Below are 25097 nucleotides of genomic sequence, written 5' to 3'. Positions count from 1 at the left end.
GACTCGAAGGATCGCGCGGTGGCCGCGTCTGCGTTTGGCGTACACGCCGGTGACGAACTCAGCGACCGCGCTACACCACTATCGGGGACTCAACTGGATCCTGCTGCGGGACGGCGCGAATCCGTCCGGCTCCCCGAGGTGGACGTCGCCGTGCGTCGTTCGGCCTACGGGACGTCCGGACATGTCGAATTGCGGCGAAGCCCAGAGCAGGCGCTGAGAGACTTAGCCATGTTCCGGAGAACAGGCCCCGAGCCGCCGACCGAGCCAACGGTCACCCCGGCCGCACGTGACGTGCTCGGGTATGCAACAACGGAGGCCGTGGCGCTGAACCATCACTACGTCGGCACCGAACACGTCCTCCTAGGGTTGCTGCGGGAGACCAATAGCGACGCGGCGCAGATCCTGGCGTCCCACACCGACCTCAAGACTGTCCGTGCCCACGTCCGGCAGATTGTCGGTGTCGGAGCCGAATCCCCGCACGAAGAGTTGCCGCTCACCCCGCGCGCGGCCCAAGTACTCGTCTTTGCCAGGCGAGAGGCCGACATGTACCGCGAGTCGCTCATCGCACCCGAGCACCTCCTGCTTGGGATTCTGCGCGAGGGAGAGGGCATCGCCACCCAGGTGCTCCTGGAGCTCCGAGTCGATTTCGGCATGGTCCGAGCGGCGACCTCTCGGTCCTTGCGGCAGGCTCAAGCCCCGGGGACCCTCCCGCCAGATGAGCCGCAGAACGGCTGAGCGGCCGAGAGAGCGCTTGACGCCTTGAACCGGACACGGTCATCCGCGTGGACCGCCATCCGCGCTCCTGGGATGACCGGACACGGTCATCCGCGTGGACCGCCATCCGCGCTCCTGGGATACGACGGAGAAGCAACATGTTGGTGTGGCGTGTCGTGGAACGTTCGGCTCACGGGACATCCGCTCATGCCGATGTGCGGTAGCAACTGCCGGGTGTCGTCCAGCGAGCGAGCCTGTGCCAGGCGTGCAGCCGAGTTGGCGGCAACACTCGCGGACCCATCGAGTCAACCGTCGCCTTAGGCGAGTGTCGTGATCTTGTCGGGTGCCAAGGAAGGCGCCGGTAGGTCGAGAACCTTTGAGCGGCGCAGTCGGTGGCCCAGGTAGGCCAAGCCGAGGCGGGCGCGACCGAATCCGTCGAGTGGGTCGAAGCCCAACGTCGCAGAGATGACTTCTATCCGGGTGCTCATGGTGCTGTGGTGGACGCCGGACTGACGCGCGGCCTCCCGCACAGACTGGGTGGTCACGATGGCGCCCACCGTCGCCAAGCCCCAGGCGTACGTGGCAATCTCGTCCATCCGCTCCACGTCAGGCTGGTGCCTGCCCTCGGGGGTGTCCGCCAACATATCGACCAGTCCGCCGTAGACGTCGGCACAGACCAGGCCGTCTTCGGGTGGCGAACAGAGTCGCAACGCGACCATCGCGGTCCGAAATGAGTGGTGGAGATCGTCGACCGAGGTGGCGACCCCGACCCCACAGGGAGTCGCGTCGAAAGCGTCGTACGACTCAGCTAGGACAATGGCGTGGATGGGACCGTGCCGTGTCGGGATAACGTCCTCCGGGCCGTCCGGATGACGCAGCCAGACAGCGAACAGCGGGGCTGCGGCGACTCGATAGCGGCCGGTGGTCGTAAGACCGAGCGCAGCCCCGGCGGCGATCCGGTCGTCCGCTGCGACGTCGAGGTCCGTGAGCAGTCCGAGGTGGCGCCGGTTGTCGTGGTCTCGGCGACCTCGTCCATGTCGGATCCGGACTGCCAGCGCGAGCCGTTCAAGGGTGATCGCGTCGTTGGGAAATGCTGGCCCCTCGCGCTCCAGCCAGACGGCGAGTCCGTCGGAGGCGGGGGCGACGAAGACAGAGTCGAGTTCGGGTGGTTCGCCGTCCACCACGGTGCCGCGGGGGCTCACCCGGAGCAGTCGCCGCGGGTGCTCTTGCTGGAAGCCGGCCGGGCACCCGGCCAGCGACGCGGCGGCCGCAAGCAGAGCGCGTGTGTTGACGTTGCCGACAACCAACTCGTCAAAGCAAGCGATCACGCGCAGCCCCAGGCTCGCGCTGGGGTCCAGACGGGCAATCCTGCCCAACAACTCCTGCACTTTTAGGGCTCCTGCCTCTCAGTCGCCAAGGATTTTCTCCACCCATGTGTCGCGCGCGTGAATCATCGAGCGCCCGACGGCGGTGTGCGGAGCGAAGATGTCGCAGGCGTGGAACGCCCCCGACCACACATGCAGTTCGGCATCGCCGCCTGCTCTCCAGATCGCGTCTGCATAGGCGATTGCCTCGTCCCGGAAAATCTCGGCGGCCCCGACGTCGATGAACGCTGGAGGCAGTCCAGACAGGTCCGCGGCCCGCGATGGCGCGGCGTACGGCGATACTGACCCGGCTCCGCGCTCCGTCCCGAGCAGGGCGTCCCAGCCGGTCTCGTTGCTGACCCGGTCCCAGACTCCGACGCCGTCAAACTGCGACGTGGACGCGGTGGTTCCGCGGTCGTCGAGCATCGGATAGTCGAGCACCTGCCCGCAGAGCCGTGGTCCACCGCGGTCGCGGGCGGCTAGGGCAAGACCGGCGGCCAGCCCGCCACCGGCGCTCGCCCCAGCCACCATAAGCCGGTCGGGCCGGATCCCGAGGGCCTCGCAGTGGGCTGCAGTCCACTCCAGGGCGGCGTACATGTCCTCGCGCGGGTAGGGGTCGGGGTACTCCGGCGCGAGACGGTAGTCGACGGTCACCATCACTGCACCCAGACGGTCGACCCAGTCGAGAACCAGGTCGATGCCACTGAACCGGTCGCCGAACATCAGCCCACCCGAGTGCGCGTAGAGCACCCCGGGCCGGTCCGACTCGGCGCCTGATGCTCGGAGGACCGAGACGGTCAGGCTTGCGCCTTCGTGGCCGGGCACCTCCGTGTCGACGCGTTCGATCCCGCGCTCGGCGAAGAGGTCGTCGAGCGGGGCCGAGGCGTAGGACACCCGCATGAAGTCGATGAGGTCTGGCGTGATGGTCGGCGGGAACATCCCACCCACCACGGCCAGCCCGGCCTTCAACTCGGGGTCGAACTCAGGGCGCACGACGCTCGTCACCCGCGTCACGCTAGACCCGGGGGCCCGGTGACGACAGGCCCTTACCCGACAAATGTGGTGGTCCCAGCGATCTACCCGCCATATGGCGGGTCGGTCCTGTCGAACTGCGTCGCGGCGTCGGTTCCCGCAATCCTCACGCGGGGAGCACGGTGGTCGGCAACAGCCGGAGCCCCGGCACATCATCAGGAGGCGCACCATGACCAGGTCAATCGAAGGCACTGCGATCGACGCCGTGCTCCAGCAGGGTGTCGACAGCGGCGCAGTGCCGCACGTCGCGGCCATCGCCGCAGACGCCGACGGCGTGTTCTACGAAGGCGGTGCCGGGGTGCGGATCACAGGTGAGTCCGACGACCCGGTCGGCACGTCCACGCACTTCCGCATCATGTCGATGACGAAGATGGTGTGCACGGCGGCCGCGCTGCAAGCAAAGGAACGCGGCGAACTGGACTTCGGCGCGCCCATCGAGGAATACCTTCCGGAGTTCGCCGACGTGAAGGTCCTGGAGGGTTTTGACGGCGACGAGCCCATTCTGGTCGAGCCCCGCACGAAGGCCACCGTGCACCAATTGGTGACCCACACCAGCGGCTTGGGCTACTGGTTCTGGAACGACCAGTTGGTGAAGTACGAGTCAGCCACCGGCATCCCCAACGTGGTCCCCGGCTCGATGGACGCGTTCAAGGCGCCGATGACTGCGCACCCGGGCGAAGCGTTCGTTTACGGCATCAACACTGATTGGCTCGGCCGTGTGGTCGAGGCCGTGGCTGGCAAGAAACTCGATGCCGTAATCGAGGAAGGCATCGCCGGACCGTTGGGCATGAGCAACACCACCTTCCACCCCAGCGACGCACAGCGGGACAACGCCGTCATGGTCCACGTCAAGGGTGAGGACGGCTCGTGGGGATCGGCTGGCAGCATCCTCAATCCCGAACCCGACTGGTGGGCCGGTGGGCACGGCCTTTACTCCACCCCGCGGGACTACATCCGCTTTGAACGCGCACTGCTGCGCGGCGGCGAACTGGACGGCACACGCATCCTTCAAGAGTCCACCGTGGACGCGGCGTTCTCGAACCAGATCGGCGACATCGACTTTCCCGCCGAGATCACGACGGCCGACCCTCCCATTACGGACACCCTGCGCGCCGGTCCCGGCTGGAAGTGGGGCTACGGACTTATGCTCAACAGCACCGACTCACCTGGTGGCCGCAAGGCGGGAACCGGTGCATGGGCCGGATTGTTCAACACGCACTTCTTCGTCGACCGGACCACCGGGATCTGCGCCTCGATCTACACCAACTCGCTGCCCTTCATCACCGAGCATGAGGCGTGGAAGTTGTACGGCGACTTCGAAAAGGCGTTGTACGCGGCACTCTGATCACCGGACGGGGACGCCACCGCCGGGGTCGTGAGCCAAGCGCGTCCGACTGAGCGTCGTCGCTCCGGGCCCGCGGTGTCGTTCCGTGCATGAACGTAATGCGCGGTCGAACATCCGGATCTGGCTCCCCTCTGTGTCAAGGAGCGCTTGGGGCGAGGCTCTTCCGGGTGGCTGTTGGTCGGCGTAGCGTCGGTGCCGCGGATCCGGGAAGTGGCTGATCCGAAGTGTCGATGAGCGGGTGTGAGTCGGCCGCGCTGGATTGAAGTGTCGCCCCGCAGTGCCCTCCCGGATCCGCTCCATCCTGCCTTGCGCTGTCGCTCCATGGCGTGGCGACGTGACCCAGAACTCGCCCGGGGTCGCGCCTCAGGCCGCCCTGAGGACGTCGACCAGCGTTGTGGTGGGCCGGCCGATGAGCTGGCCCAGAATCGGGTCGACCAGGTCGAGCGTGCCTTCGGCGATACTGGTGTCGATCGCCGCGACGAAGCCCGCGGTCTCCTCGTCGAGGCCGGCTTGCACCATCGCGGCAACCACGTCGGCCGCCGCAACCGGCTGGTAGACGACCTCGCTGCCAGTGACCTGCCCGAACGCGTCGGCGATGTCGGCGTAGGACAACGCAGTGTCGCCGGTGAACTCGTAGACCTTGCCCTCGTGGCCGTCGGTGGTGAGCACCTTGGCGGTGCCATCGGCGAAGTCCTTGCGAGAGGCGGCGGCGACCTTACCGTCGCCGACAGCAGCAGCGAGTGCGCCGGACTCGGCGATCGCCGGCAGCTGGGCCTGGTAGTTCTCGTGGTACCAGTTGTTGCGGAGCACGGTGTGGGCGAGGCCACTGGCTGCGAGGTACTCCTCGGTCTGCTGGTGCTCCGGGGCGAGCGGATTGCTGCTCTCGGTGGCCTTGGTCAGGCTGGTGTAGGCAAGGTAGGGAACCCCGGCGGAGGTGGCGGCGTCGATGACGTTGCGGTGCTGGGCGAACCGTTGGCCGACCTCGTTGGACGAGATCAGCAGCACCTTGTCGACGCCGACGAGGGCCTTGCCGAGCGCGTCGGTGTCGGCGTAGTCGGCCACCCGGACCTCGACACCCTTGGCAGCGAGATCGGCGGCCTTGTCGGCGTCGCGGACGACAGCGACGACGTCACTGGGTGCTTGCGTGGTGAGCAGAGAGTCGACGACGAGGCGTCCGAGGGCGCCGGTAGCGCCGGTCACGGCAATGGTCATGAGAGTTCCTTCCACGGGTTCGGTGAGCATGGTCTTTAGGCTTCGTATGTACTTGAACCGTCAACCATCAACGTCTATTCCGGCGGACCGAAAAGGCGCGCCCGTCACTGACCAGTCAGCAACTGCATGCGCGACTCATCGATGCCGACGTCGCGTGCGGCCTTGAGAGGTGGTTCCAACCGGGCGCTAGGACACCGGCTACAGGCATGGCGATAGGTCAGGAACGGCGTCGCTCCCTGCGCAGGAGGGAGCGCAGAGTCTCGGCGTTCGCGTAGCCGACCCGTAGCGCGATCTCGGCGGAGGTGAGGTCCGTGGTTGCTGAGAGGTGCCGAGCTCGTTCGATGCGAAGCCGTTGGACGAAGCCGAGCGGAGTGAGGTTGAGCGCCGCACGGACTCGTCGTTCGAGGGTGCGCCGGCTGGTGCCGAGCGACTGCGCGACGAAGGCGACGTTGAACGGTTCGTCCAGGCGGGCGCGCACGAAGCGTTCGAACTCGACGACGATCGGGTCCTCGTGCCGGAGATGTTCGTAGGCGACGAAGGCCGCCTGCGACGGACGCTCGTCGATGATGAGGAGCTTGGCGACATGTTGGGCCAGGTCGGGGCTGATCGATCGCACGAGTGAGAGCGCGAGGTCGATGTGGGCGAACGCGGCGCCGGCGGTGACGAGGTTCCCGTCCACGACGACCATGGTGTCGAGATCGAGGGCGACGGTCGGATAGCGCTTCAGGAACTCCGGCCCCAGGAACCAGCTGGTCGTCGCCCGCCGATGATGCATCCGTCCGGTTTCGGCGACGGCGAACACGCCGGTGCACGCCGCGGCGATCCGGGTGGTCGCGTCGTCGAGGCGCCCGAGCGAGGCGATGACCGAACGAGCATCTCGGCTCTGGAGGGCGTCGTTGGTAGCGGCGGCCGTGAGGGTTCCAAGCGCAGGGACGACGACCACGTCGAACTCTCCGGACTCCGACAGCGGGTGGTCAACCGACAGGGTCATCGATGCCGTCGTGGTCACTCGCCGTTTCGGTCCGAGGATGGCGAGTTCGATCGGGTCGATCCGCGGGTCGATATCGCCGCGGGCTCCGTCGGCCACCCGCACGATGTCGATGACCGACGCGACAGCCGAACCGAAGCAGCCGTCGATCGCGATCAGTCCGATACGCATGGCGCGAACAATAGCAATACTGTCGTATACGCCACTCCCCATCGGCCCTCGCTCGTCATACGCTGAACTCGCCCCACGAAGAACCCCGACTTCAAGGAGAACCCCTCATGTCCACACCCGCATCACTTCCGTATGCCTTCGTCGCCAAGATCGTCGCGGCCGATGGACAGCACGACGCGCTCGCCGATCTGCTCGCCGGCGCTGTCGCACTCGCCAACGAAGAAGTGGGAACGATTGTCTGGTTCGCGGCTAGAACCCACGCCGACACCTTTTGGATCTTCGATGCATTCCCCGACGAGGCCGCTCGCGACGCCCACGCCAACGGCGCCATCGTCGCAGCCCTGATGGCCAACCAGCACCTCCTCGGCGCAGCACCCGAGATCCTGGCGGCCGACGTCCTCGCGTCCAAGCTCCCGTAGTCCGCCAACGCACGAGACGATCGCGCCCCGCCGAGCCGTCGGACCCGACCGCCTCGACACCCGCACCACGTTGACGATCCCCGACGGGCCGATCACGAGGGGGGCCAGGCAACACCAGGCGCAAGCCTGGAGCGGCACTGGTTCACCGGTGGTCATCGAGAGAGCCAGCGCGGTTCCATGGCAGCGCAACTGTGTCAACTTGCCCTCCGTCCCGCTAGGCGCCGTGGGCGGGTCTTGGTTGCGATCCGTTGCCGTGACGGGAGACGCGTTGCGCGTCGCAGCGATGACGGGTCGTTGGCGTTCCGGGGCGTTGCGTTCGTGCGCGTCGCCCGTGCGGCATGGAACATCTCGCTGCGCACACAACGATCGCTGCGCCGACGCACCGTTGACACCTCGCACGTCCAGGTCGCGACACAACGCCACGCCGCCTTGCCGAGCGGAGCGAGGCCTATCGGCACACGGACAGGATGCCGGCCGCGAGCGCTCAGCCGGCGAGGGGTCCGTCGCAGAGGAGAGCGACGTCGGTGTCGGGCAGAGCCGTGAGGCCAGCGCATCGCGCGACCACCAGAACCGAACCGCCCCTGCCCTGCGTTTCCGCAGGTCAGGGGCTGTTCGCCAGAGCCGCCTGTCGGAATCGAACCGACGACCTAATCACGTCGGCTTTGCGTCTATCGCTTGATGCGCCCACTGGGCGAACGAGCCGCTGACCTGCGCAAACGCCGAGAGTGGGGGGCGCCGCCATCCGGTGGTGACCGACGACGACCGACCAGTACCGACCGTTTCACCGGAGCTTGCGGCGGCGGCGAAGCCGAGCAAGCTCCATTCTTTTAGCTCACCGCGCCCTCCTCCTAGTCGGTCCCGTCGTCGTCGAAGACGTTTCAGGGGTCTTCCCAGATGACGGTGTAGGTCGGCCGGGCGCGTCGGTCCGCAGATAGACGTCGAGGTCTCCCGACGACGGAGGTTCCTACGCCATCCATCCGAAAGACCTCGACGTGACCGACGCTACCCCGCCGGCCGGCCTCGGCCGCCCTGACCTGACCGCCTTCGCTCGACTCGACGGCCTCGGTCTGAGCGTGACCGGGCAACGACTTGAACCGGATCGTGCGGTCCTCGCGTGCCGCGTGGTGGAACCAGATCAGTGGTGCCGACGGTGCGGCAGCGAAGGCGCTGCTCGTGACACCGTGATCCGGCGGTTGGCCCACGAGCCGCTGGGCTGGCGACCGACCGTGCTGGAAGTTGTAGTGCGCCGCTACCGCTGTGCCGACTGCGGACACGTGTGGCGCCAAGACACCAGCGCCGCGGCGGAGCCACGCGCGAAGCTCTCGCGCACCGGGCTGCGGTGGGCGCTGGAAGGGATCGTGGTCGCACACCTCACCGTCGCCCGTGTCGCCGAGGGACTCGGGGTCGCGTGGGACACCGCCAACAACGCGGTCCTGGCCGAAGGCAAGCGGCTGCTGATCAACGACCCCACGCGGTTCGAGGGCGTGAAGGTCATTGGCGTCGATGAGCACGTCTGGCGCCACACCAGGCGTGGCGACAAGTACGTCACCGTGATCATCGACCTCACCCCCGCGATGGCGCCGGCCCAGCAAGGCTGCTGGACATGGTCGAGGGCCGGTCGAAGGCGGCGTTCAAGACCTGGTTCGCCGACCGCGACGACGCCTTCCGTGACGCGGTCGAGGTGGTCGCGATGGACGGCTTCACCGGGTTCAAGACCGCCGCTGCAGAGGAGATCCCGGACGCGGTCACGGTGATGGATCCCTTCCACGTCGTGCGCTTGGCCGGTGACGCCCTCGACAGGTGCCGGCGCCGGGTCCAACTCGCGATCCACGGGCACCGTGGGTTCAGGGACGACCCGCTCTACAAGTCGCGGCGCACGCTGCACACCGGCGCGGACCTGCTCACCGACAAGCAGAGCGACAGGCTACGCGCGCTGTTCGTTGATGACGCTCACGTCGAGGTCGAGGCGACCTGGGGTGTCTACCAGCGCATGATCGCCGCCTATCGCCACGAGGACCGGCAACGTGGCCGCGAGCTCATGGAGAAGCTGATCACCGACCTCAGCGCCGGCGTCCCCAAGGTGCTCACCGAGCTCACCACCCTGGGCCGGACCCTGAAGAAGCGAGCCGCTGACGTGCTCGCCTACTTCGAACGACCCGGCACCAGCAACGGGCCGACCGAGGCGCTCAACGGACGGCTCGAACACCTGCGCGGCTCCGCACTCGGGTTCCGCAACCTGACCAACTACATCGCCCGAAGCCTGCTCGAGACCGGCGGCTTCAGACCCCAACTTCTACACCCCCGATTGGGATGAGCCTCTTTGGTGGCGATGTCGAATGCTCGCGCCGTGAAGGCCTTGTTGATCGAGATGTCGACGCTGCCCAGCCACGCGTTGTCCATGCGAATGTGGGAGACGAGGTTGCCGGCCGCGTCGACCACGGCGATGTTGCTCGGCGACTCGATGTCGGCCGCCTTGTCCTGACCGGCGGCCATCACGCGCTGCGCGTCCTCGAGCGATACGGATGTGAGTGTGATGGGCATGTGCGCTTCTCCGTTGCGTCGTGATGGTGGTTCCGGCTTCTGACCATCGCAACGGGTCGCCGGGAAGTCACGGGCACAGCAGGTCGAAGTCACAGGGCGCGACTTGGGTGCAGAGCACAACTCCCGCCCGCATGGGCCCCCGCTGTTCAACGGGGTACCGGCGGTTGTAACACTGGCCGCCTGCACAGTTGGCGAGGTCCGTTGAACTTCCAGGCATTCGAACTCGCGCCCGGCACACACCTGTGCGCCATGTGCCGAGGCGTCGCTCAGCGCGACGAAGTGCTCGGCCCCTACGTCTCGGAGGGCCTGTCGGACATGTCGCCGAGTGCACCCCGACGAGCTCGACAAGGCCTCGAGAAGACGTGCGAGCAGGTTCGCCGAGGCATTCCTTGATGTGGCGAGATCGCTGGTGACGCATGTTCGACCGAGACCCGATCATGAGCCCTCCCCGATGGGAGGCGACGCGTTGACCGATCCGGCGCGGACATCCCCGACTGCGAAGACGCCGGGGATGGAGGTCTCCAAGGGCCCCGCGTTGCTGTCGGTCAACACCGACGCGGCCGGCGTCGGCGAGGCGGTCCGGGCCGCGGCGAACACACGTCGCGCACCACGCCACGGCGTACCCTCCCGCCAGTCGTGGATCTCGTCGCGTCCCTCGCTCGCGTCCCTCGTCGATGACTGCGGCGCGGATCGAGCAGCAGGCGATGAGGCAGGCGACGTCGCCGGCGTCGGACGCTGCGTAATTAGTCGCTGATGATGCTCGGGATCTGGCTCATGAGTCTGCTCGTGGTCGATGAGTCAGCCGGCGCGCAAGGTACGGCGCCGTGGCACTGCCCTCGGCCGAGGCGACGTCGGTCGGGGTGCCGGTAGCGACCACCCTTCCACCCGCGTCGCCACCGCCCGGACCGAGGTCGATGACCCAGTCTGCGGTGGCGATCGTGTCGAGGTCGTGCTCGACGAGGACGACGGTGTTGCCGGCCTCGACGAGCAGGTGCAGCTGTCGCAGCAGCAGGGCGATGTCGGCAGGGTGGAGGCCCGCCGTCGGTTCGTCGAGCAGGTACAGCGCGTGGCCGCGGCGAGCGCGCTGCAGCTCGGTGGCCAGCTTGATGCGCTGCGCCTCACCGCCGCTGAGCTCCGTCGCGGGTTGGCCCAGCCGCAAGTACCCCAGCCCCACCTCGCGCAGCGTCTCGAGGCTCCGGGAGGCCGCGGGGATGTCCGCAAGGAACCTCGCCGCGTCGTCGACCGTCATCGCCAGCACGTCGGCGATGGTCTTGCCCTCGTAGGTCACCTCCAGCGTCTCGGCGTTGTAGCGGGAGCTATGACAGGTCGGGCACGCCGCGTAGGTGCCTGGCAGGAACAACAGCTCGACAGCAACGAAGCCCTCGCCCTGACAGGTCTCGCACCGGCCCTCGGTGACGTTGAACGAGAACCGGCCGGCGCCATAGCCGCGGGCCTTCGCCTCGTCCGTCGCTGCATACAGCTTGCGCACCGCGTCGAACATCCCCGTGTACGTCGCCAGGTTGGACCGCGGCGTACGCCCGATGGGGCGCTGGTCGACCAGGACGAGACGGTCGAACGACTCGAGTCCCGACGCGTCCTCCACGTCGACCTCGAGGTCGGCCTGGTCGGGGTCCTCGGGCGCCAGGCCCAGATGGCAGCGCACGAGCTCGGCGAGCACCTGCGTGACCAGCGTCGACTTCCCCGACCCGGAGACGCCGGTGACCGCCGTCAGCACGCGGAGCGGGATGTCGACCGAGACGTCGGTGAGGTTGTGGCGGGAGACGCCGCGCAGGTGCAGGTGGCCGTGCGGGGACCGCGGCGTGTGGTCGAGGGGCTCGGCGCGCCCGAACAGGTACTTGCTCGTGGCGGACTCCTCGACGTCCTCCAGGCCGGCCACCGGGCCGCTGTAGAGCACCCGACCGCCGCCCTCCCCGGCGCCCGGCCCGATGTCGATGACCCAGTCCGCGCGGCGTACGACGTCCATGTCGTGCTCGACCACGAAGAGTGAGTTGCCCGACGCCTTGAGCCGGGCCAGCACGTCGAGCAGGGGCTCGGCATCGGCCGGGTGCAGGCCGGCCGAGGGCTCGTCCAGCACGTAGATGACCCCGAACAGGCCGGACCGCAGCTGGGTCGCGATGCGCAGGCGCTGGGCCTCGCCGGGCGACAGGGTCGTCGAGGAGCGCCCGAGGCTGAGGTAGCCCAGGCCGAGGTCGAGCAGCACCTCGATGCGCGCGACCAGGTCGGCGCAGATCCGTACCGCCACCTCGTTGGTCTCCTCGGGCAGCTCGGCGACGGGCCGCAGGACAGCGACCACGTCGGCGAACGACATCGCGTTGACCTCGGCGATGGAGCACCCGGCAACGGTGACCGCGAGCGCCTCCGGCCGCAGCCCGCTGCCGTGACACTCAGGACAGGCCACGCTGCGCACGAACCGCAGCGCCCGTTCGCGCATCCGCTCGCTCGTGGAGTCGGAGAGCACGTGCATGACGTGCTTGCGGGCGCTCCAGAACTTCCCGTAGTAGCCGTGGTCGATGCGGTCCCGTTGGGGTTTGATCAGCACCGATGGCTGCTCGTCGGTGAAGAGCAGCCAGTCCCGGTCCTGCTTCCTCAGCCTGCTCCAGGGCTTCTCGATGTCGATGTCGAGACCACTCACGATGCTGCGTAGGTTGGCGCCTTGCCAGGCACCGGGCCAAGCCGCGATCGCGCCGTCGCGGATGCTCAGCGACGGGTCCGGGACGAGGAGCTCCTCGGCCACGTCGTGCACGACGCCGAGCCCGTGGCAGCGCAGGCAGGCACCGGCGGCGGTGTTCGGCGAGAAGGCTTCGGCGGCCATGTGCGCGGCACCCGACGGGTAGGTCCCCGCTCGTGAGTAGAGCATCCGGAGCAGGTTCGACAGCGTCGTGATCGTGCCGACCGTCGACCGGGAGCTGGGCGCACCACGCCGCTGCTGGAGGGCCACGGCCGGCGGGAGTCCGGTGATCTCCTGCACGTGCGGCGCACCGACCTGTTGAAGCAGCCGGCGGGCGTACGGCGCGACCGACTCGAAGTAGCGGCGCTGCGCCTCGGCGTACAGCGTGCCGAACGCGAGCGACGACTTGCCGGATCCGGAGACCCCGGTGAAGGCGACCATGGCGTCGCGCGGGATGTCGACGTCGACGTCGCGCAGGTTGTGCTCGCTGGCGCCACGCACGTGCACGAAGGTGTCGCTCGGGTCGTAGGTCACGATCCATCTTGACCCGCGGCGCGCGGGGAGGAGAATCCCGGGACATGACCTTCTACCGGTTCCTGGACGCCATGGGTGACGTCGTCGAGGAGGGCGACTTCGAGGACCACGCCGCCGCGCTCGCCTGGGCGAGGGACGGCGACCACGACGAGGACGTGCAGCGGGTCGAGTACCTCGGGCCGCAGGACGACTGGCGCTGGGCGGGTCCGCTGCTCGACTGACAACGTTCGCCATCGAGGGCGCCGAGGGAATGTATGCGTACGGCGACGCGCTACGCCGCATCTCTTGACCGAGTCGAGAAAGGATCGGTGGGCAAGACTGCGTGGGTCACTGGCCGAGATGCGCTGGCTCCCGGCGCGTGTGCCTTGCGGTTGGAGCAACATGGTGATCGTCTGCGGGCAACGACGCCGCTGCGCCGTCCAATCCGTCGGGAGGGCATCAATGGATGTCAATGCCTCTGAGCCACGCACCGAGACCGACGACCGGACCACAGACACCCTCGAGCTGTTCTTCGACCTGGTCTTCGTGTTCGCGCTGTCCCAGGTGACCCACTTGATGCTCACCGAGGGCTCGTGGCTGGGACTCGGTCGAGGCGCGTTGGCGTTGACCGCGGTGTGGTGGGCCTGGGTCTGCTTTGCCTGGTTGACCAACACCACCGCCGATGCCGGAGTGGCGGCACGGATTCTGACTATTGCCGCGATGGCAGCGATGCTGGTCGCCGCTATCGCGTAACCCGACGCGTTCGCCGATCGGGCTCTGGTTTTCGCGGTGGCCTACTTGTGTGTGCGGCTCGTGCATCTGGTGCTCCTGGTTCTCGAGACAGGGCAGAGCCGCGAGCAGCGGTCAGCGGCCATGCATCTGGTGCCCAGTCTGTTGGCCGGACCCTGCCTCGTCCTGATCGCCGCGTTCCTCGACGCGCCGTACCGGGAGTTGGTGTGGATCCTCGCCGCGCTGATCGACCTCGGCGGCCCGCTCGTTGTCGGAGTCGGGGGACTTCGCGTGCTGCCCCGCTACTTCGTCGACCGGCATGGGTTGATCATCATCATCGCCCTTGGCGAGAGCATCGCCTTGGTCGGGACCGGTGCCGAGGGAGACCTGAGCCAACCGGGTGTACTTGCAGCGGTGGTCCTGGCGGTGCTCATCGCCGGTCAGCTCTGGTGGTCCTATTTCGGCCTCGCCGACGCTGCCCAGGCACGACTGCTGTCCACCCCCGCCGAAGAGCGGACCCGGCTGGCCCGCGACGCCTACAGCTACCTGCACCTGCTCATCGTGGCCGGCATCGTCTTCTTCGCACTCGGTGTTCACGTGGCAATCGACAACGTTGTCGACCCGCTCCACCTGCTGCCCGCCGTCGCCCTGACCGGTGGAGTGGCCCTGGCCTACGCCGGCGACGTCGCCTACCGCTGGCGCGACCACCACCGGCTAGCCACCGATCGACTCGCCGCCGCCGCAGCCTCGGCGCCCTCGTCATTCCCGCGCTGTTCGCACCGGCTCTGCTCACCCTCGCCGTATTGGTGGGCATCGGTGCGACGCACATCGTATGGGAGACCCGACACGACCCCACGGGCGCAGCCGAACCCCAAGCGAAGTGAATACACGCCGCTGCTGAGTCGCGAAACCGTCCCAGTAGCGGATCGGCTTGCGGGACGTTCTGACATGCCGGGATCCCCGCATCTCGGGCGGACGCTCCGTGGGGTGACTACGATGCGGCAAGTGCCGCTCCTGATGATCGACCTGGACAACACGCTGGTAGATCGTGCCGCCGCATTCCTCGCGTGGGCGGAGGCGTTTTGCCGGGACCATGTTCCCGATGATGAAGGGGCCGTTGCTTGGCTCGTCGAGGCGGACGCAGACGGCTACACGCCCCGCGACCGTTTGGCCCAGACAGCACGGGACAGGTTCCGGTTGGCCCCGAACGCATACGCCGGCCTAGTGAACGATCTGCGTGGGGGGATGGCGGACTATCTCGAACTCGACCCGCGTGTCATTGACGCATTGCGGCGCGCGCGTACCGCTGGCTGGGCGGTAGTCATCGTCACGAATGGGACGGTGGAGCAGCAGCACCGCAAGCTTCAGTTGACAGGACTGGACGCAGAAGTCGACGCATGTGTCGTCTCGGAAGCGGCGGGGGTCAAGAAGCCTTCGCCGGAGATCTTCCAACTTGCAGCCCGCAGCGCAGCTGAGACGCTCAAGGGAGCTTGGATGGTCGGTGACTCGGCGCGCGCAGACATCGCAGGCGCCCACAACCTCTCGCTCCACAGTGTCTGGCTCCATCGGGGGAGGCCGTGGCTCGAGGAAGGCTTCGCCCCGACCCGGAAGGCAGACAACTGCCAGCAGGCAATCGACCTGGCCACCGCCCCACGTCCCGTGTAGAGAGCACTCAAATGCCGCAAACACGGCGTGCGCTCAAGCGGGCACGTGCGTCCCGCAGGAGGCGTTATCCCTACGCGGACTCACCAAGCGCGATTACAGCACGCTGAGCCAGGAACGGCGGGGGTCCATCGCGAGTTGAGTCCAGGGACGTGGTGCACGACGGCCCGAACTGAGCGCCAGATGACCGCAAGCCGAACCGCTACCGGCGGAAGACTGGCCGGCTCCGAGACGTAGATCGAGAGCACGCTGGATGTTCCGAAGGGGATCCCGCTGCGGGACAAGACCATGCCGAGTGTGTTCGCTGCCCTGGACCAGACGTTCCGCCGGCTCGGCGGGGTGCCGACCTATGTGCTGACCGACAACGAGAAGACCGTCACGGTCGAGCACATCGCCGGGATCCCTGTGCGGAATCCGCAGCTGGTTGCGTTCGCCGATCATTACTCGGTCGTGGTCCACACCTGTGTTCCGGCTGATCCTGCGTCCAAGGGCGGCACCGAGTCGTCGGTGAAGATCAGCAAGGCCGACCTGGTCCCGAAGGACACGAATCTTCGCGAGTCCTATGCCAGCTTCGCTGAGCTCGAGGCGGCGTGCGAGGAGTTCTGTCAGAAGGTCAACACCCGTGCCCACCGGGTGACGAAGCGGCCCCCGGTCGAGATGCTCGCCGAGGAACGGGCCCGGCTGCACCCGGTACCGGTCGCCCCGCACACGGTCGCGTTCGGGACCACGAGGGTGGTCCCGGGCAACACGCCGATGGTCGCCTTTGAGTCTGGCCAGTACTCGGTGCCCGCCCAACTGCTCGGATCCACGGTGTGGGTGCGGGTGCATGGCCGCGGCGCCGATGAGCAGGTCGTGATCACCCACGTCGGCGCCGACGGTCCGGTCGAGGTGGCCCGCCACGATCGGGCCACGCCGGGCAATCCGCGGCTGCTCGATGAGCACTTCGGGCCCCAGCCGGCCGGGCCGCTGGAGCGTCGGCCGCGGGCACGGAATCCAGCCGAGGTCGAGTTTCTGGGCCTGGGCGAGGGAGCCCGGCTTTGGCTGATCGAAGCAGCTGCCGCGGGCACCACGAAGATGCGGGTCAAGATGACCGAAGCGTTGGCGTTGGCCAAGCTGTTCGACCCTGTCGAGGTCGACTGGGCATTGGGGCACGCCGCGGTCCACGGCCGGTTCGCCGAGGCCGACCTGTCCTCGATCCTGGACCACCATCACGGTCGGGGAGCCACCGGCCCTGCCGCCGGTGAGCACCGTGCCGGCGAGGACTCCTCGCTGACCCAAGGCACCGCAGCCTGGGCCCGACTCGGCCAACCCGGCCCAGATCAGCGCAGCCCGGATCAGGGCAGCCAGCACGACGGGGATGAGGTGACTCGATGACGACCAAGACCACAGCACCGTCGATGGGGTCCGCACCGCCGTTGCCCGCGGAGTTGGAGGACCTGCTGCGCCGGCTTCGCCTACCGCACATCCGTCGCCACGCGCCCGAGGTCGTCGCCACCGCCAAGGCACAGCGCTGGGAACCGGCCGAGGTCCTCAAGGCGCTGTTCGCTGAGGAGGTCGCTGGCCGGGAGCGCTCCGCACTCGCCACCCGTCGGGCAGCTGCGGGGTTCCCGACCGGGAAGACGTTCGACGCGTGGCAGCCCGAGGCGTCCTCGATCCCGGCACCGACCCAGCAGGCGCTACGGACCCTGGAATGGGTGCATCGCCGCGAGAACCTGGTGGTGTGCGGCCCGTCGGGCACCGGGAAGACGTTCCTGCTGGAAGCACTGGGCCAGCAAGCCGTCGAACAGGGACTGAAGGTCGCCTGGTTCACCCTGGAAGATCTCGGCGTGCTGCTACGCCGGCACCGTGCGGACGACACCGTCACCAAGGCCATCGCCCGGATCCTGCGCGCCGACGTCGTTGTCGTCGATGACATTGGCCTCTTGCCGGTGGCCGCCGACGCAGCCGAGGGGCTCTACCGGCTCGTCGACGCGGCCTATGAGAAGCGGTCGGTGGCGATCAGCTCGAACCTGCACCCATCCGGGTTCGACGAGCTGATGCCCAAGACGTTGGCCACTGCCACCGTCGACAGGTTGCTCCACCATGCCCACGTCTGCCAGACCAGCGGGGACAGCGTGCGGCTCACGCAGGCACTCGCCGGTCAAGGGGTGAGCCCGTTGAACTGAGCGCCTGGTCGGTGGTGGCCGGCAGCCCCCTTGGGCAGATCCCATGGCCACCACCGGGCAGTTCTCGTGACCGTCAGCGGGCAGGTTTCATGTCCGTCACTGGGCAGTTCCTACTGTCCCTTGACACATGTTTGAGCCGGCGCGCGCAAATGAGTGCATGTGCTCAAGCCGTGGGACGGTCAGCGCGGGAGTGTCAGTCACATGACGCCCGCCCCTACGAAACCGACACTTCGAACCGCGGTCGCACGACTTGCAGTCGTCGCGTCGCAGAAGCCGTGGCGCTCGCGGTGGACCTTGCCCATCCCGGTGCTGTCGGCAGTGGTTGTCGTCGGCGAACCGGACGAGGCGTCCGCATGAGCAAGAGCTCGCACGACACGGTCGCGGGCTACGTCGTAGCCCTGAGCTTCGGCGTGCCGATGACGCTCCTGATGCTGACTCTCACCGTGCGCGGGCTCCTCGGTGACAACTGGGAACTCACCGCGCTCGGACTCTCGGTCACGCTCGGCACTTCGGCCGCGATCGGGAGCGCGCTCGCCGTGATCGGCATGCAGTCGCGGCCGCGACGGTTTCGCACCGCCGCACTGCTGTTGACGACCCTACCCGCGCTCGCGGCTGTCGCCGGGACAGCTCTCACCACTGCGTACATGGTCATGTTCATGTTCACCTGACGGAACCGCACCCGGATCACGGAGTTCGCGGGGTTAGCCACGGCGACGGTGAAGTCCGGCCCGGATGGGAGCACGCTGTCGCCAGAGGCGGATCCGCTTGCGGGACTCCTCCTTCACAACTCGAGCCACCGGCTAAGGAACTTCTTTGAAGTTTCGGGGGGACGCTGCATGACCTGCGTAAACACTGCGTGGGGTGCCGCGTCCCCCCGCCGTTCGACGGTTCGGGGGGACGGATGCGGGGGGTCGAGTCCACGGTCGTGGTGGATGAAGGCGCCACCACGTGATCCGGTGGCAGCACTCTAAGCAGTGAGTGCGGCGGGTGTCAGGTCCTCCTTCTGGTCAGCGGTCTTGTCGGTGGTGATCAGGGCGATCCGGGACCGGGCGAGGACGTCGAGTCCGAGGTAGCGGCGGCCTTCAGCCCAGTCGTCGTGCTGCTCGGCCAGGACCGCGCCGATGAGCCGGATCGCGGAGTTGCGGTCGGGGAAGATCCCGACGACATCGGTGCGGCGACGGATCTCTCGGTTGAGCCGCTCGTTCGGGTTGTTCGACCAGATCTGGCGCCAGATCTCCTTCGGGAACGCGGTGAAGGCGAGGATGTCGGCGCGGGCTTCCTCGAGGTGCTCAGCCACCGCCGGGAGCTTCTCGGCCAGGGTGTCGATGACGCGGTCGAACTGGGCGTGCACAGCCTTCGCGTCGGGCTGGTCGTAGATCGAGTGCAGCATCGCCTTGACCCAGCCCCACGACGACTTCGGGGTGGCCGACATCAAGTTCGCTGCGTAGTGGGTGCGGCAGCGTTGCCAGGCGGCACCGTCCAGAGTCGCCGTCATCGCAGCGACCAGACCACTGTGGGCGTCTGAGGTGACGAGCTTGACCCCGGTCAGACCGCGGGCGTTCAGTCCGCGGAACAGGGTCAGCCAGCCGGCCTCGGACTCGGCCGAGCAGATGTCCACGCCGAGGATCTCGCGGTGACCGTCGGTGTTGACGCCGGTCGCGACCAGGACGTGGGTGTTGACGACCCGGCCGCCCTTGCGGACCTTCATCGTCCTGCGCATCGAGGACGGCACGCCGAAGGCGGAGCTGGCCACGGAGTGGCGCTGGGACGACAGCCGCACGGTGCTCTCGCTCACGCTGCGTGACGACGTCGCCTTCCACTCGGGCCGTCCGATGACCGCCGACGACGTCGTGTTCACCATGGAGAAGGTCAAGGACCCGGCCAACGGCTCGCAGCTCGCCGGCGTGGCGGCGGGGATCACCTCCGTCGAGGCGGTCGACGACACCCACGTCGAGATCACGCTCGCAGCTCCCAACGACAGCATGTTCGACCTGCTGGACCTGACGCCGATCGTCGACAAGGACACGTTCGCTGGCCTCGCCGACGGCTCCGAGGTCGTCGGGACCGGCCCCTTCCTCTGGAAGTCCTGGCAGCCCGGCGCGTCGATCGTGCTGAGCCCCAACGACGAGTATCGCGTGCCCGACCGTCCCTACCTCGACGAGGTCGACATCTCGATCGTCACCGACCCCGCCGCGCTCAGCTCGGCCGTGCGTGGCGGCTCCGCCGACATCGGGATCGGCATGACGCAAAGCGACGTGACCGCGCTGAAGTCCGACGACAACTACGCGGTCGAGGATGCAGGCGGCGTGTTCTACCCGTTCGGCGTCGACGTGACCCAGGCGCCGTTCGACAAGCCGGAGGCGCGGCAGGCGGTCGTGAGCGACTGGTCGAAGGACTCGTCACCAACGACGATGCCGTTCACCATCGTCCGCAGCCCGGGCGCTGTCAGGAGGAGTTGGCAGTAGTCGCGCCGTGTCGCCGCGCTGGGCTCGATGCCTTGGTCGGAGAGTCGTCGGGACATGGTTTCGATCGACTCGGCGGCAGCCAAGATCCCCGGCCACCGCTCGTCAGGCGCCTGGCAATGGAAGCGGTCCGGGCCTGCCCGTGCGGGAGGTCGAGGACCGCTGGTGCGCCGTGGTGCTCATGGACACGGTCTGTCCTCCTTGTCTGCGATGAGTGACCGGTGTCGACACATGGCCCTCGCTGGCTCACCCCGGTGGGAGATCAGGGGTGTGAAATGCCGCCGCCTTCGCGACGAACGCAGGCCACGGGCAGGAGCGTGAGAGCGGCCTCATGCGAGCGACCCGACCAGTGCCGGGTCGAAGCGGGCGCGGATATGAGCGGAGGCGGCCGCGGCGGCGACGATCATGTCCGCGTCGGCCACTTTGCCCGAGCGGATCTCGACCGCCCCCGAGTCGGGGCCGTCACGGTGGGCCATGATCCAGTCGAAGAGCAGCCAGTCGAGCGCGCCACTCGCCTGCATCGGCTCCGCAGCCGGGTCGGTCACGGCGTCCGTGACCTGAATCAGCGCCTCGCGGTGCTCGGTCAGGGTCGCGTCCTTGTCGACACCGGACGCGTCGAACAGCAGCATCGTCAGCGTTGCCGGGAGTCGCAGACCGTCGTCGGTGACGACCAGCCAGCGGGCTCCCGGCCACGCGGTCTCGGGGGTCACCCAGTGCAGGCCCGCCCGGCCGCCGATGACGCCCAGGCCGGGCTCGTCGAGGTCGCCGGCGAAGGGTGGCGCGCCCATCATCGAGATGGCCTCGCGGGTCCGGATGCTCATCAACGCAGCCGTGCCGATGATCTGCCCCGCGCGCACCGACCCGGGAAGCTCGGTCGCTGCGTGCGCGTCGGCATATTCCCAGCACAGCCGGTCCAGGGTCGCATAGACCTCGACCAGCGCGTCCCGCTCGGTTGTGGTGGGTCGCCGGCCTCCGCCGAGCACCTCGCCGTACGTCCCGGCGACCTCGATCAGTACGTCGTCGAGGGCCTCCAGGTGAGTGGGTAGCCAGCGGTCGGGCTCGGCCCCAGGCAAGGCGATGACCTCGCGGAGGGGAAGCACGCTGCCTTCGGAGGAGAGCCACCTGAAGCCGATCTGGTCATCGGTGGCATCGATCTGGGGGAGCCTCACACCGAGACCATCGCCGTCAGGTGCTCGTGCCACGCGTGGAGGCCGTCGCCGGTGCGGGCGCTGACCTCGAAAACCTCGGCCACGGGATTGATCTGTGCCAAGTTGCGTCGGAACAGCGCGAGGTCGAAGTCGAGGTGGGGGAGCAGGTCCAGTTTGTTGACCAGCACCACGTCGCAGGCGCGGAACATGACGGGATACTTCAGCGGCTTCTCCTCGCCCTCCGTGATGGCGTAGACCATCGCGGACGTGTGGGCCCCGACGTCGAACTCGGCCGGGCAGACCAGATTGCCGACGTTTTCCACGACGAGTAGATCGAGGCTGCCCAGGTCCAGCCCGGCCACGGCCTTGCGCACCATCGGCGCGTCCAGATGGCACTCGCCGCCGAAACCGTCGCCGGTGTTGAGCAGGACCACCTGTGCGCCGTATCCGGCAAGTCGGTCCGCGTCGATCGAGGTCTCGATGTCGCCCTCCACGACCCCTGCGCGAACCCCGCTCGCCTGCAGGTACGCGAGCGTGCGTTCGAGAAGCGTGGTCTTGCCGGCGCCGGGGGACGACATCAGGTTGAGACAGTGCACGCCGTTCTCGGCGAAGGCAGCGCGGTTGGCATCGGCAGCGGCGTCGTTCTCACTGAAGATGCGCTCCAGAACGCTGATCCGCTCCGGCCCTGTCTCGTACGACGTGTGGTCCCCGAGGTCCTCATGCGAGTGGGAATGGGAGTGCTCCGGTCCGTCGTGAGCGTGCTCGGTGCCGTCGTCATGTCGGTGGAATCGGCCCATGGGTTGCCTCCTCGGTCGGTGGACTGGTGACTCGTGCGGGAGCCAGGTCGAGCGAGGTGACCATGAACTCCTCGCCTCGGATGGGCTGGGTGTTGCCACCGCCGCACGCGGAACAGGTCAGCACCAGCGCATGCTCCACAGTGGTCTCCGCCCCACAGGTGTGGCAGGAGAGGACCACCGGGATGTGGTCGATCTCGAGCCTCGCCCCCGCCAGCGGACCGTCGGCGGTGACCAGGTCCCAGCAGTAGACGAGGGTCTCCGGGATCACCTGGCGCAAGTGCCCGACCTGGAGGTGCACGGTGAGGACCCGTCGCTCCTGGCGGGCGCCGTCCACGATCTGGTGAATGCTGCGGCACAGCGAGAGCTCATGCACTGCGCGTCCCTCGCAGCGTTGCCGAGGGCGATTCGCCGAATCGGTTGCGATAGATGCCGGAGAAGCTCCCCAGGTGGTTGAAGCCCCACCGGACGGCGACGTCGGTCACCGTGATGCCCTCACGCGGCATCGCCGAGAGGAGGTCCCGGCGTACGGCGTCGAGCCGCCGATCCCGGATGAACGTAATCGGGGTGGTGCCGAGGTCCTCGCGAAAGCCGGCCTGGATCGAGCGGGGGCTCATCCGGGCGTAGCGGGCGATGTCATTGAGAGTGATGGGCTCGGCCAGGTGCAACTCGATGAACTCGATGGAGCGGGTGACCGCCGGCTTCCCCGACGTGGTCGGGCGCGACTTGAGGGCGTGGCTGTAGTTGTTCTCCTGGACGAGCAGCAGGGTGGAGATCACCATCTCCTCCAGCGGCGCGGCGCCGATGCCCTGCTGGATCAGCGAGCGCGGCGACATCACCTCGTTGGAGAAGATCTGCAGTGCGCCGTGCCAGCGGGCGGCCTCGTCAGTGGTGAGGTCGCCGACCGCATCGAAGACCAGTGGCTCGCGGAGTTGGCGGCCGAGCAGTCGGGAGAGCTGTCGCTCGACGGCCTCGCGCTCGATCCGGATGATGTTCTGGGGGGAGTCGCGGTCCATGCTCAGCGTGTACGTCGTGCGGGGGGAGATGACCAACGCGAAGAATGGTGTGAGGTGGTGTTCTTGGCCTTCGATGTGCGCGGTCCCGTGCCCGGCGCTGGTCATGTGGACCGTGTAGCAGTCGGCGGACTCGGCCACTTTGATGCTGGTTGCGGCGGCGTAGTCGAGGTAGGTCATCGACACGTCGATCAGCTGCACGGCATGCAGCCGGCAATGGAAGTCGTCGAGCTCCGTCCGCGCTGGCGTGACCTGACATTCGCCAAGCAGTTGCCGGGTCATGTCTAGTGCCAGGGCTCGGTCGTCGGTGTCGACGACGGGGTGGTCCTGCAGTGCGTTGGGCACGCCCCGTGGCCGGATCCGGCGTCGGACCGGGTCGCGTGTGCGGTCCACGTTCATGAATCTCAAGCGAGACAGCCGCTCCATGGACACTCCCTCCGACTCCATCGGACGCTGCCCACTATCGATGGTCTGCGTCATTGCATCAAGAATTTTGCGCGATCGTGATAGTGCGTTCGCAAAGTCGATAGTGGCCGAATGTGAGCCCGCTTACATTCGGCACTCCACGGATCAGGGTCGCTAGGAGGTCATGGGATGACGTTGTCACCACCAAGTGAACGCACCACGGACGCAGTTCTGGAGAAGCTCCAGGACCCTCAGGTAGCCGCGGCTGTCGCAAGTCTGCTGGACCACGCTGACTTGGTGGCCGTGCTCCTAGAGGGACTGGATGGGCTGGTCGCGCGCAGCGAGACGGTCGGCGAGAGTCTCTTCGCCAGCGTCGACGAGCTGCGCACCACCGTCAACGGCAACCCTGCACTCGCCTCAACGCTGGGCACCCTTGGCGCGGTGGATGTGGCAGGCCTGGTCGCGAGTGCCAAGCGGCTCGCGGCCTCCGACGTGGTGAGCCCCCAGGCTGTCGACTCAGTGGCCACTGTCGCGCGCGGTCTCGTGGCCGGCGGCCAGCAGTTCAAGGAGTCCCCGGTCGCGATCACCGGGCTGCTGAGCCTGGCGCGGCTGCTCAAGGATCCCGACATCCGACGCGCCCTCAGCTATGGCGCCACCGTCGCGAAGTCCATCGGCCAGGAGCTCGAACCAGCGCCTTCGGCCACCATCACCCACGCAGGGAACTAGGAAGGTCATCAGATGTCGTCAGTGCTGTGGTTTCAAGCGGGCGCGTGTTCGGGCAACACGATGTCCTTTCTCAACGCCGAGGAGCCCAATGTCGTCGACCTGATCGTCGACTTCGGGCTTGAGCTCCTGTGGCACCCCAGCCTCGGGATGGAGCTCGGGGACAACGCCACCAAGATCTTCAACGACTGTGCCTCCGGAGCACGGCCGCTCGACATCTTCGTGCTGGAGGGAACGGTCATCCAGGGCCCGGACGGGTCGGGGCGGATGGACATGTTCGCGGACCGACCCATGATCGAGTGGGTCACCGAGCTGTGCGAGGCCGCGAGCATCGTCGTCGCGATCGGCGACTGCGCCTGCTGGGGCGGCATCCCCGCAATGGAGCCCAACCCCAGCGACTCGACCGGTCTGCAGTTCCACAAGCGTGATCGAGGAGGCTTCCTGGGACCCGACTGGCGCAGCAAGTCCGGTCTCCCCGTCATCAACATTCCGGGTTGCCCTGCCCACCCCGACTGGATCACCCAGATCCTGGTCGCGCTGGCCACCGGTCGCGCCGGCGACATCGCGCTGGATGATCTGCACCGTCCTCAGACGTTCTTCAAGACGTTCACGCAGACGGGGTGTACCCGGGTGCAGTTCTTCGAGTACAAGCAGTCCACGACGAGCTTCGGCGAGGGGACCCGCACAGGTTGTCTGTTCTACGAGTTCGGCTGTCGCGGCCCGATGACGCACAGCCCGTGCAACCGCATCTTGTGGAATCGCCAGAGCTCCAAGACGCGCGCCGGCATGCCATGTCTGGGCTGTACGGAGCCGGAGTTCCCGTTCTTCGACCTGGCGAAGGGAACCGTCTTCAAGACCCAGAAGGTCTCCGGAACCATCCCCAAGGAAGTCCCCGAGGGTGCCGACCACATCACCTACATGGCACACGCCGCCGCCGCTCGGATCGCTGCTCCGCAGTGGTCCAAGGAGGACATGTTCGTCGTCTGACGGACATGTCGGAACAGGAAC

At 67.6% G+C, this 25097-nt stretch carries 21 protein-coding genes and 5 pseudogenes; 14 read left to right on the top strand and 12 right to left on the bottom strand.

The window, feature by feature from the left end; genetic code table 11:
- Positions 1-735 (top strand): Clp protease N-terminal domain-containing protein (locus C9J87_RS14290; RefSeq protein WP_332871074.1); only part of this gene is annotated, 735 nt, incomplete at its 5' end.
- A gap of 296 nt (positions 736-1031) precedes the next feature.
- Here the strand turns inward: C9J87_RS14290 and C9J87_RS14285 are convergent.
- Both C9J87_RS14285 and C9J87_RS14280 read right to left on the bottom strand, forming a co-directional pair.
- A complete protein-coding gene (locus C9J87_RS14285) occupies positions 1032-2102 on the bottom strand; it encodes a helix-turn-helix domain-containing protein (protein ID WP_036491654.1) in 1071 nt (356 codons plus the stop codon).
- Positions 2103-2120: 18 nt separating this feature from the next.
- Positions 2121-3083, bottom strand: a complete 963-nt coding sequence (locus C9J87_RS14280; protein WP_010834948.1) for an alpha/beta hydrolase — start codon at positions 3081-3083, stop codon at positions 2121-2123.
- Positions 3084-3279: 196 nt separating this feature from the next.
- Between C9J87_RS14280 and C9J87_RS14275 the strand changes: the two genes are divergently transcribed.
- Complete coding sequence (locus tag C9J87_RS14275; protein ID WP_010834949.1) at positions 3280-4455, top strand: serine hydrolase domain-containing protein; 1176 nt, start codon at positions 3280-3282, stop codon at positions 4453-4455.
- A gap of 363 nt (positions 4456-4818) precedes the next feature.
- Here the strand turns inward: C9J87_RS14275 and C9J87_RS14265 are convergent, their stop codons facing one another.
- Together C9J87_RS14265 and C9J87_RS14260 are read right to left on the bottom strand one after the other, a co-directional pair.
- Positions 4819-5667 carry an SDR family oxidoreductase gene (locus tag C9J87_RS14265; RefSeq protein WP_107705834.1) on the bottom strand — a complete coding sequence of 283 codons (849 nt, stop codon included), beginning with the start codon at positions 5665-5667 and terminating at the stop codon, positions 4819-4821.
- A 217-nt stretch (positions 5668-5884) separates the two neighbouring features.
- Complete coding sequence (locus tag C9J87_RS14260; RefSeq protein ID WP_007079305.1) at positions 5885-6826, bottom strand: GlxA family transcriptional regulator; 942 nt, start codon at positions 6824-6826, stop codon at positions 5885-5887.
- A 107-nt stretch (positions 6827-6933) separates the two neighbouring features.
- Between C9J87_RS14260 and C9J87_RS14255 the strand changes: the two genes are divergently transcribed.
- Both C9J87_RS14255 and C9J87_RS14250 read left to right on the top strand, forming a co-directional pair.
- Positions 6934-7245, top strand: coding sequence for a putative quinol monooxygenase (locus tag C9J87_RS14255; RefSeq protein ID WP_006247389.1), 312 nt, complete (start codon positions 6934-6936; stop codon positions 7243-7245).
- Positions 7246-8237: 992 nt separating this feature from the next.
- Positions 8238-9559 (top strand): annotated as a pseudogene (locus tag C9J87_RS14250) (ISL3-like element ISPfr2 family transposase).
- On the opposite strand, the gene C9J87_RS14245 reads toward C9J87_RS14250, so the two are convergent.
- Positions 9490-9786, bottom strand: coding sequence for a GlcG/HbpS family heme-binding protein (locus tag C9J87_RS14245; protein WP_084622974.1), 297 nt, complete (start codon positions 9784-9786; stop codon positions 9490-9492). The pseudogene C9J87_RS14250 and the gene C9J87_RS14245 overlap by 70 nt on opposite strands.
- A 511-nt stretch (positions 9787-10297) precedes the next feature.
- Between C9J87_RS14245 and C9J87_RS19725 the strand changes: the two genes are divergently transcribed.
- The gene (locus tag C9J87_RS19725) at positions 10298-10540 is read left to right on the top strand and encodes a hypothetical protein (RefSeq protein WP_010834953.1); all 243 of its coding nucleotides are present in this window, start codon (positions 10298-10300) and stop codon (positions 10538-10540) included.
- Between the two features lie 18 nt (positions 10541-10558).
- Here C9J87_RS19725 and uvrA read toward each other — a convergent pair whose 3' ends face one another.
- Complete coding sequence (gene uvrA / locus C9J87_RS14240; protein WP_107705833.1) at positions 10559-13009, bottom strand: excinuclease ABC subunit UvrA; 2451 nt, start codon at positions 13007-13009, stop codon at positions 10559-10561.
- Between the two features lie 44 nt (positions 13010-13053).
- Between uvrA and C9J87_RS19720 the strand changes: the two genes are divergently transcribed.
- The 6 genes and pseudogenes from C9J87_RS19720 (at position 13054) to C9J87_RS14215 (ending at position 18212) form a co-directional block, all read left to right on the top strand.
- Positions 13054-13230, top strand: coding sequence for a hypothetical protein (locus C9J87_RS19720; protein ID WP_157953211.1), 177 nt, complete (start codon positions 13054-13056; stop codon positions 13228-13230).
- Positions 13231-13348: 118 nt separating this feature from the next.
- Positions 13349-14455, top strand: a pseudogene (locus tag C9J87_RS20300) (low temperature requirement protein A); the annotation flags it as partial.
- A 210-nt stretch (positions 14456-14665) separates the two neighbouring features.
- Positions 14666-15382 (top strand): HAD family hydrolase, encoded by a 717-nt coding sequence (locus tag C9J87_RS20295; protein ID WP_332871075.1) that lies wholly within the window; start codon positions 14666-14668, stop codon positions 15380-15382.
- Positions 15383-15646: 264 nt separating this feature from the next.
- Positions 15647-16753: pseudogene (locus C9J87_RS14225) on the top strand (Mu transposase domain-containing protein); the annotation flags it as partial.
- Complete coding sequence (gene istB, locus C9J87_RS14220) at positions 16750-17544, top strand: IS21-like element helper ATPase IstB (RefSeq protein WP_198652367.1); 795 nt, start codon at positions 16750-16752, stop codon at positions 17542-17544. The pseudogene C9J87_RS14225 and the gene istB, both read left to right, overlap by 4 nt.
- A 353-nt stretch (positions 17545-17897) precedes the next feature.
- Entirely contained in the window at positions 17898-18212 is a 315-nt protein-coding gene (locus C9J87_RS14215) for a hypothetical protein (RefSeq protein WP_107705830.1), read from the top strand.
- 299 nt (positions 18213-18511) lie between these two features.
- Here the strand turns inward: C9J87_RS14215 and C9J87_RS14210 are convergent.
- Positions 18512-19252, bottom strand: a pseudogene (locus C9J87_RS14210) (IS256 family transposase); the annotation flags it as partial.
- Between C9J87_RS14210 and C9J87_RS20580 the strand changes: the two are divergent.
- Positions 19188-19859: pseudogene (locus C9J87_RS20580) on the top strand (ABC transporter substrate-binding protein); the annotation flags it as partial. The pseudogenes C9J87_RS14210 and C9J87_RS20580 overlap by 65 nt on opposite strands.
- Here the strand turns inward: C9J87_RS20580 and C9J87_RS20575 are convergent.
- From C9J87_RS20575 to C9J87_RS14180, 5 genes are all read right to left on the bottom strand, one after another.
- Positions 19856-20065: a fructose-bisphosphate aldolase gene (locus C9J87_RS20575; protein WP_107705846.1), complete on the bottom strand. Its 210-nt coding sequence runs from the start codon at positions 20063-20065 to the stop codon at positions 19856-19858. The pseudogene C9J87_RS20580 and the gene C9J87_RS20575 overlap by 4 nt on opposite strands.
- Before the next feature lie 270 nt (positions 20066-20335).
- On the bottom strand, positions 20336-21175 hold the full coding sequence (locus C9J87_RS14195; protein WP_010834794.1) for a hypothetical protein: 840 nt from the start codon (positions 21173-21175) through the stop codon (positions 20336-20338).
- Positions 21172-21951 carry a hydrogenase nickel incorporation protein HypB gene (hypB, locus tag C9J87_RS14190; protein WP_010834795.1) on the bottom strand — a complete coding sequence of 260 codons (780 nt, stop codon included), beginning with the start codon at positions 21949-21951 and terminating at the stop codon, positions 21172-21174. Before hypB ends, C9J87_RS14195 begins: the two co-directional genes overlap by 4 nt.
- Entirely contained in the window at positions 21929-22324 is a 396-nt protein-coding gene (locus tag C9J87_RS14185; protein WP_010834796.1) for a hydrogenase maturation nickel metallochaperone HypA, read from the bottom strand. The genes hypB and C9J87_RS14185 overlap by 23 nt, the downstream gene beginning before the upstream one ends.
- A complete protein-coding gene (locus tag C9J87_RS14180) occupies positions 22317-23354 on the bottom strand; it encodes an AraC family transcriptional regulator (RefSeq protein ID WP_198652366.1) in 1038 nt (345 codons plus the stop codon). Before C9J87_RS14180 ends, C9J87_RS14185 begins: the two co-directional genes overlap by 8 nt.
- Before the next feature lie 309 nt (positions 23355-23663).
- On the opposite strand from C9J87_RS14180, the gene C9J87_RS14175 reads away from it, so the two are divergent.
- Positions 23664-24092: a DUF1641 domain-containing protein gene (locus tag C9J87_RS14175; protein WP_036491544.1), complete on the top strand. Its 429-nt coding sequence runs from the start codon at positions 23664-23666 to the stop codon at positions 24090-24092.
- A 12-nt stretch (positions 24093-24104) separates the two neighbouring features.
- Entirely contained in the window at positions 24105-25076 is a 972-nt protein-coding gene (locus C9J87_RS14170; RefSeq protein WP_036491546.1) for an NADH-quinone oxidoreductase subunit B family protein, read from the top strand.
- Positions 25077-25097 lie beyond the last annotated feature (21 nt).

Origin of the sequence: Nocardioides allogilvus, from assembly GCF_003047285.1 — a bacterium.
Taxonomy (GTDB): Bacteria; Actinomycetota; Actinomycetes; order Propionibacteriales; family Nocardioidaceae; genus Nocardioides; species Nocardioides allogilvus.
The sequence above is the reverse complement of the archived record's forward strand: the minus strand, read 5'-3'. Positions and strand labels throughout refer to the sequence as shown.

What these genes read in the sequence shown, in the direction of transcription:
- C9J87_RS14275 (WP_010834949.1), top strand. Translation starts at nt 3,280, where the DNA reads ATGACCAGGTCAATCGAAGGCACTGCGATCGACGCCGTGCTCCAGCAG.
- C9J87_RS14170 (WP_036491546.1), top strand. Translation starts at nt 24,105, where the DNA reads ATGTCGTCAGTGCTGTGGTTTCAAGCGGGCGCGTGTTCGGGCAACACG.
- C9J87_RS14265 (WP_107705834.1), bottom strand. Translation starts at nt 5,667, where the DNA reads ATGACCATTGCCGTGACCGGCGCTACCGGCGCCCTCGGACGCCTCGTC.
- C9J87_RS19720 (WP_157953211.1), top strand. Translation starts at nt 13,054, where the DNA reads ATGACCTTCTACCGGTTCCTGGACGCCATGGGTGACGTCGTCGAGGAG.
- C9J87_RS20295 (WP_332871075.1), top strand. Translation starts at nt 14,666, where the DNA reads ATGCCGGGATCCCCGCATCTCGGGCGGACGCTCCGTGGGGTGACTACG.
- C9J87_RS20575 (WP_107705846.1), bottom strand. Translation starts at nt 20,065, where the DNA reads ATGTCCCGACGACTCTCCGACCAAGGCATCGAGCCCAGCGCGGCGACA.
- C9J87_RS19725 (WP_010834953.1), top strand. Translation starts at nt 10,298, where the DNA reads ATGGAGGTCTCCAAGGGCCCCGCGTTGCTGTCGGTCAACACCGACGCG.
- C9J87_RS14260 (WP_007079305.1), bottom strand. Translation starts at nt 6,826, where the DNA reads ATGCGTATCGGACTGATCGCGATCGACGGCTGCTTCGGTTCGGCTGTC.
- istB (WP_198652367.1), top strand. Translation starts at nt 16,750, where the DNA reads ATGACGACCAAGACCACAGCACCGTCGATGGGGTCCGCACCGCCGTTG.
- C9J87_RS14245 (WP_084622974.1), bottom strand. Translation starts at nt 9,786, where the DNA reads ATGCCCATCACACTCACATCCGTATCGCTCGAGGACGCGCAGCGCGTG.
- C9J87_RS14255 (WP_006247389.1), top strand. Translation starts at nt 6,934, where the DNA reads ATGTCCACACCCGCATCACTTCCGTATGCCTTCGTCGCCAAGATCGTC.
- C9J87_RS14215 (WP_107705830.1), top strand. Translation starts at nt 17,898, where the DNA reads ATGAGCAAGAGCTCGCACGACACGGTCGCGGGCTACGTCGTAGCCCTG.
- hypB (WP_010834795.1), bottom strand. Translation starts at nt 21,951, where the DNA reads ATGGGCCGATTCCACCGACATGACGACGGCACCGAGCACGCTCACGAC.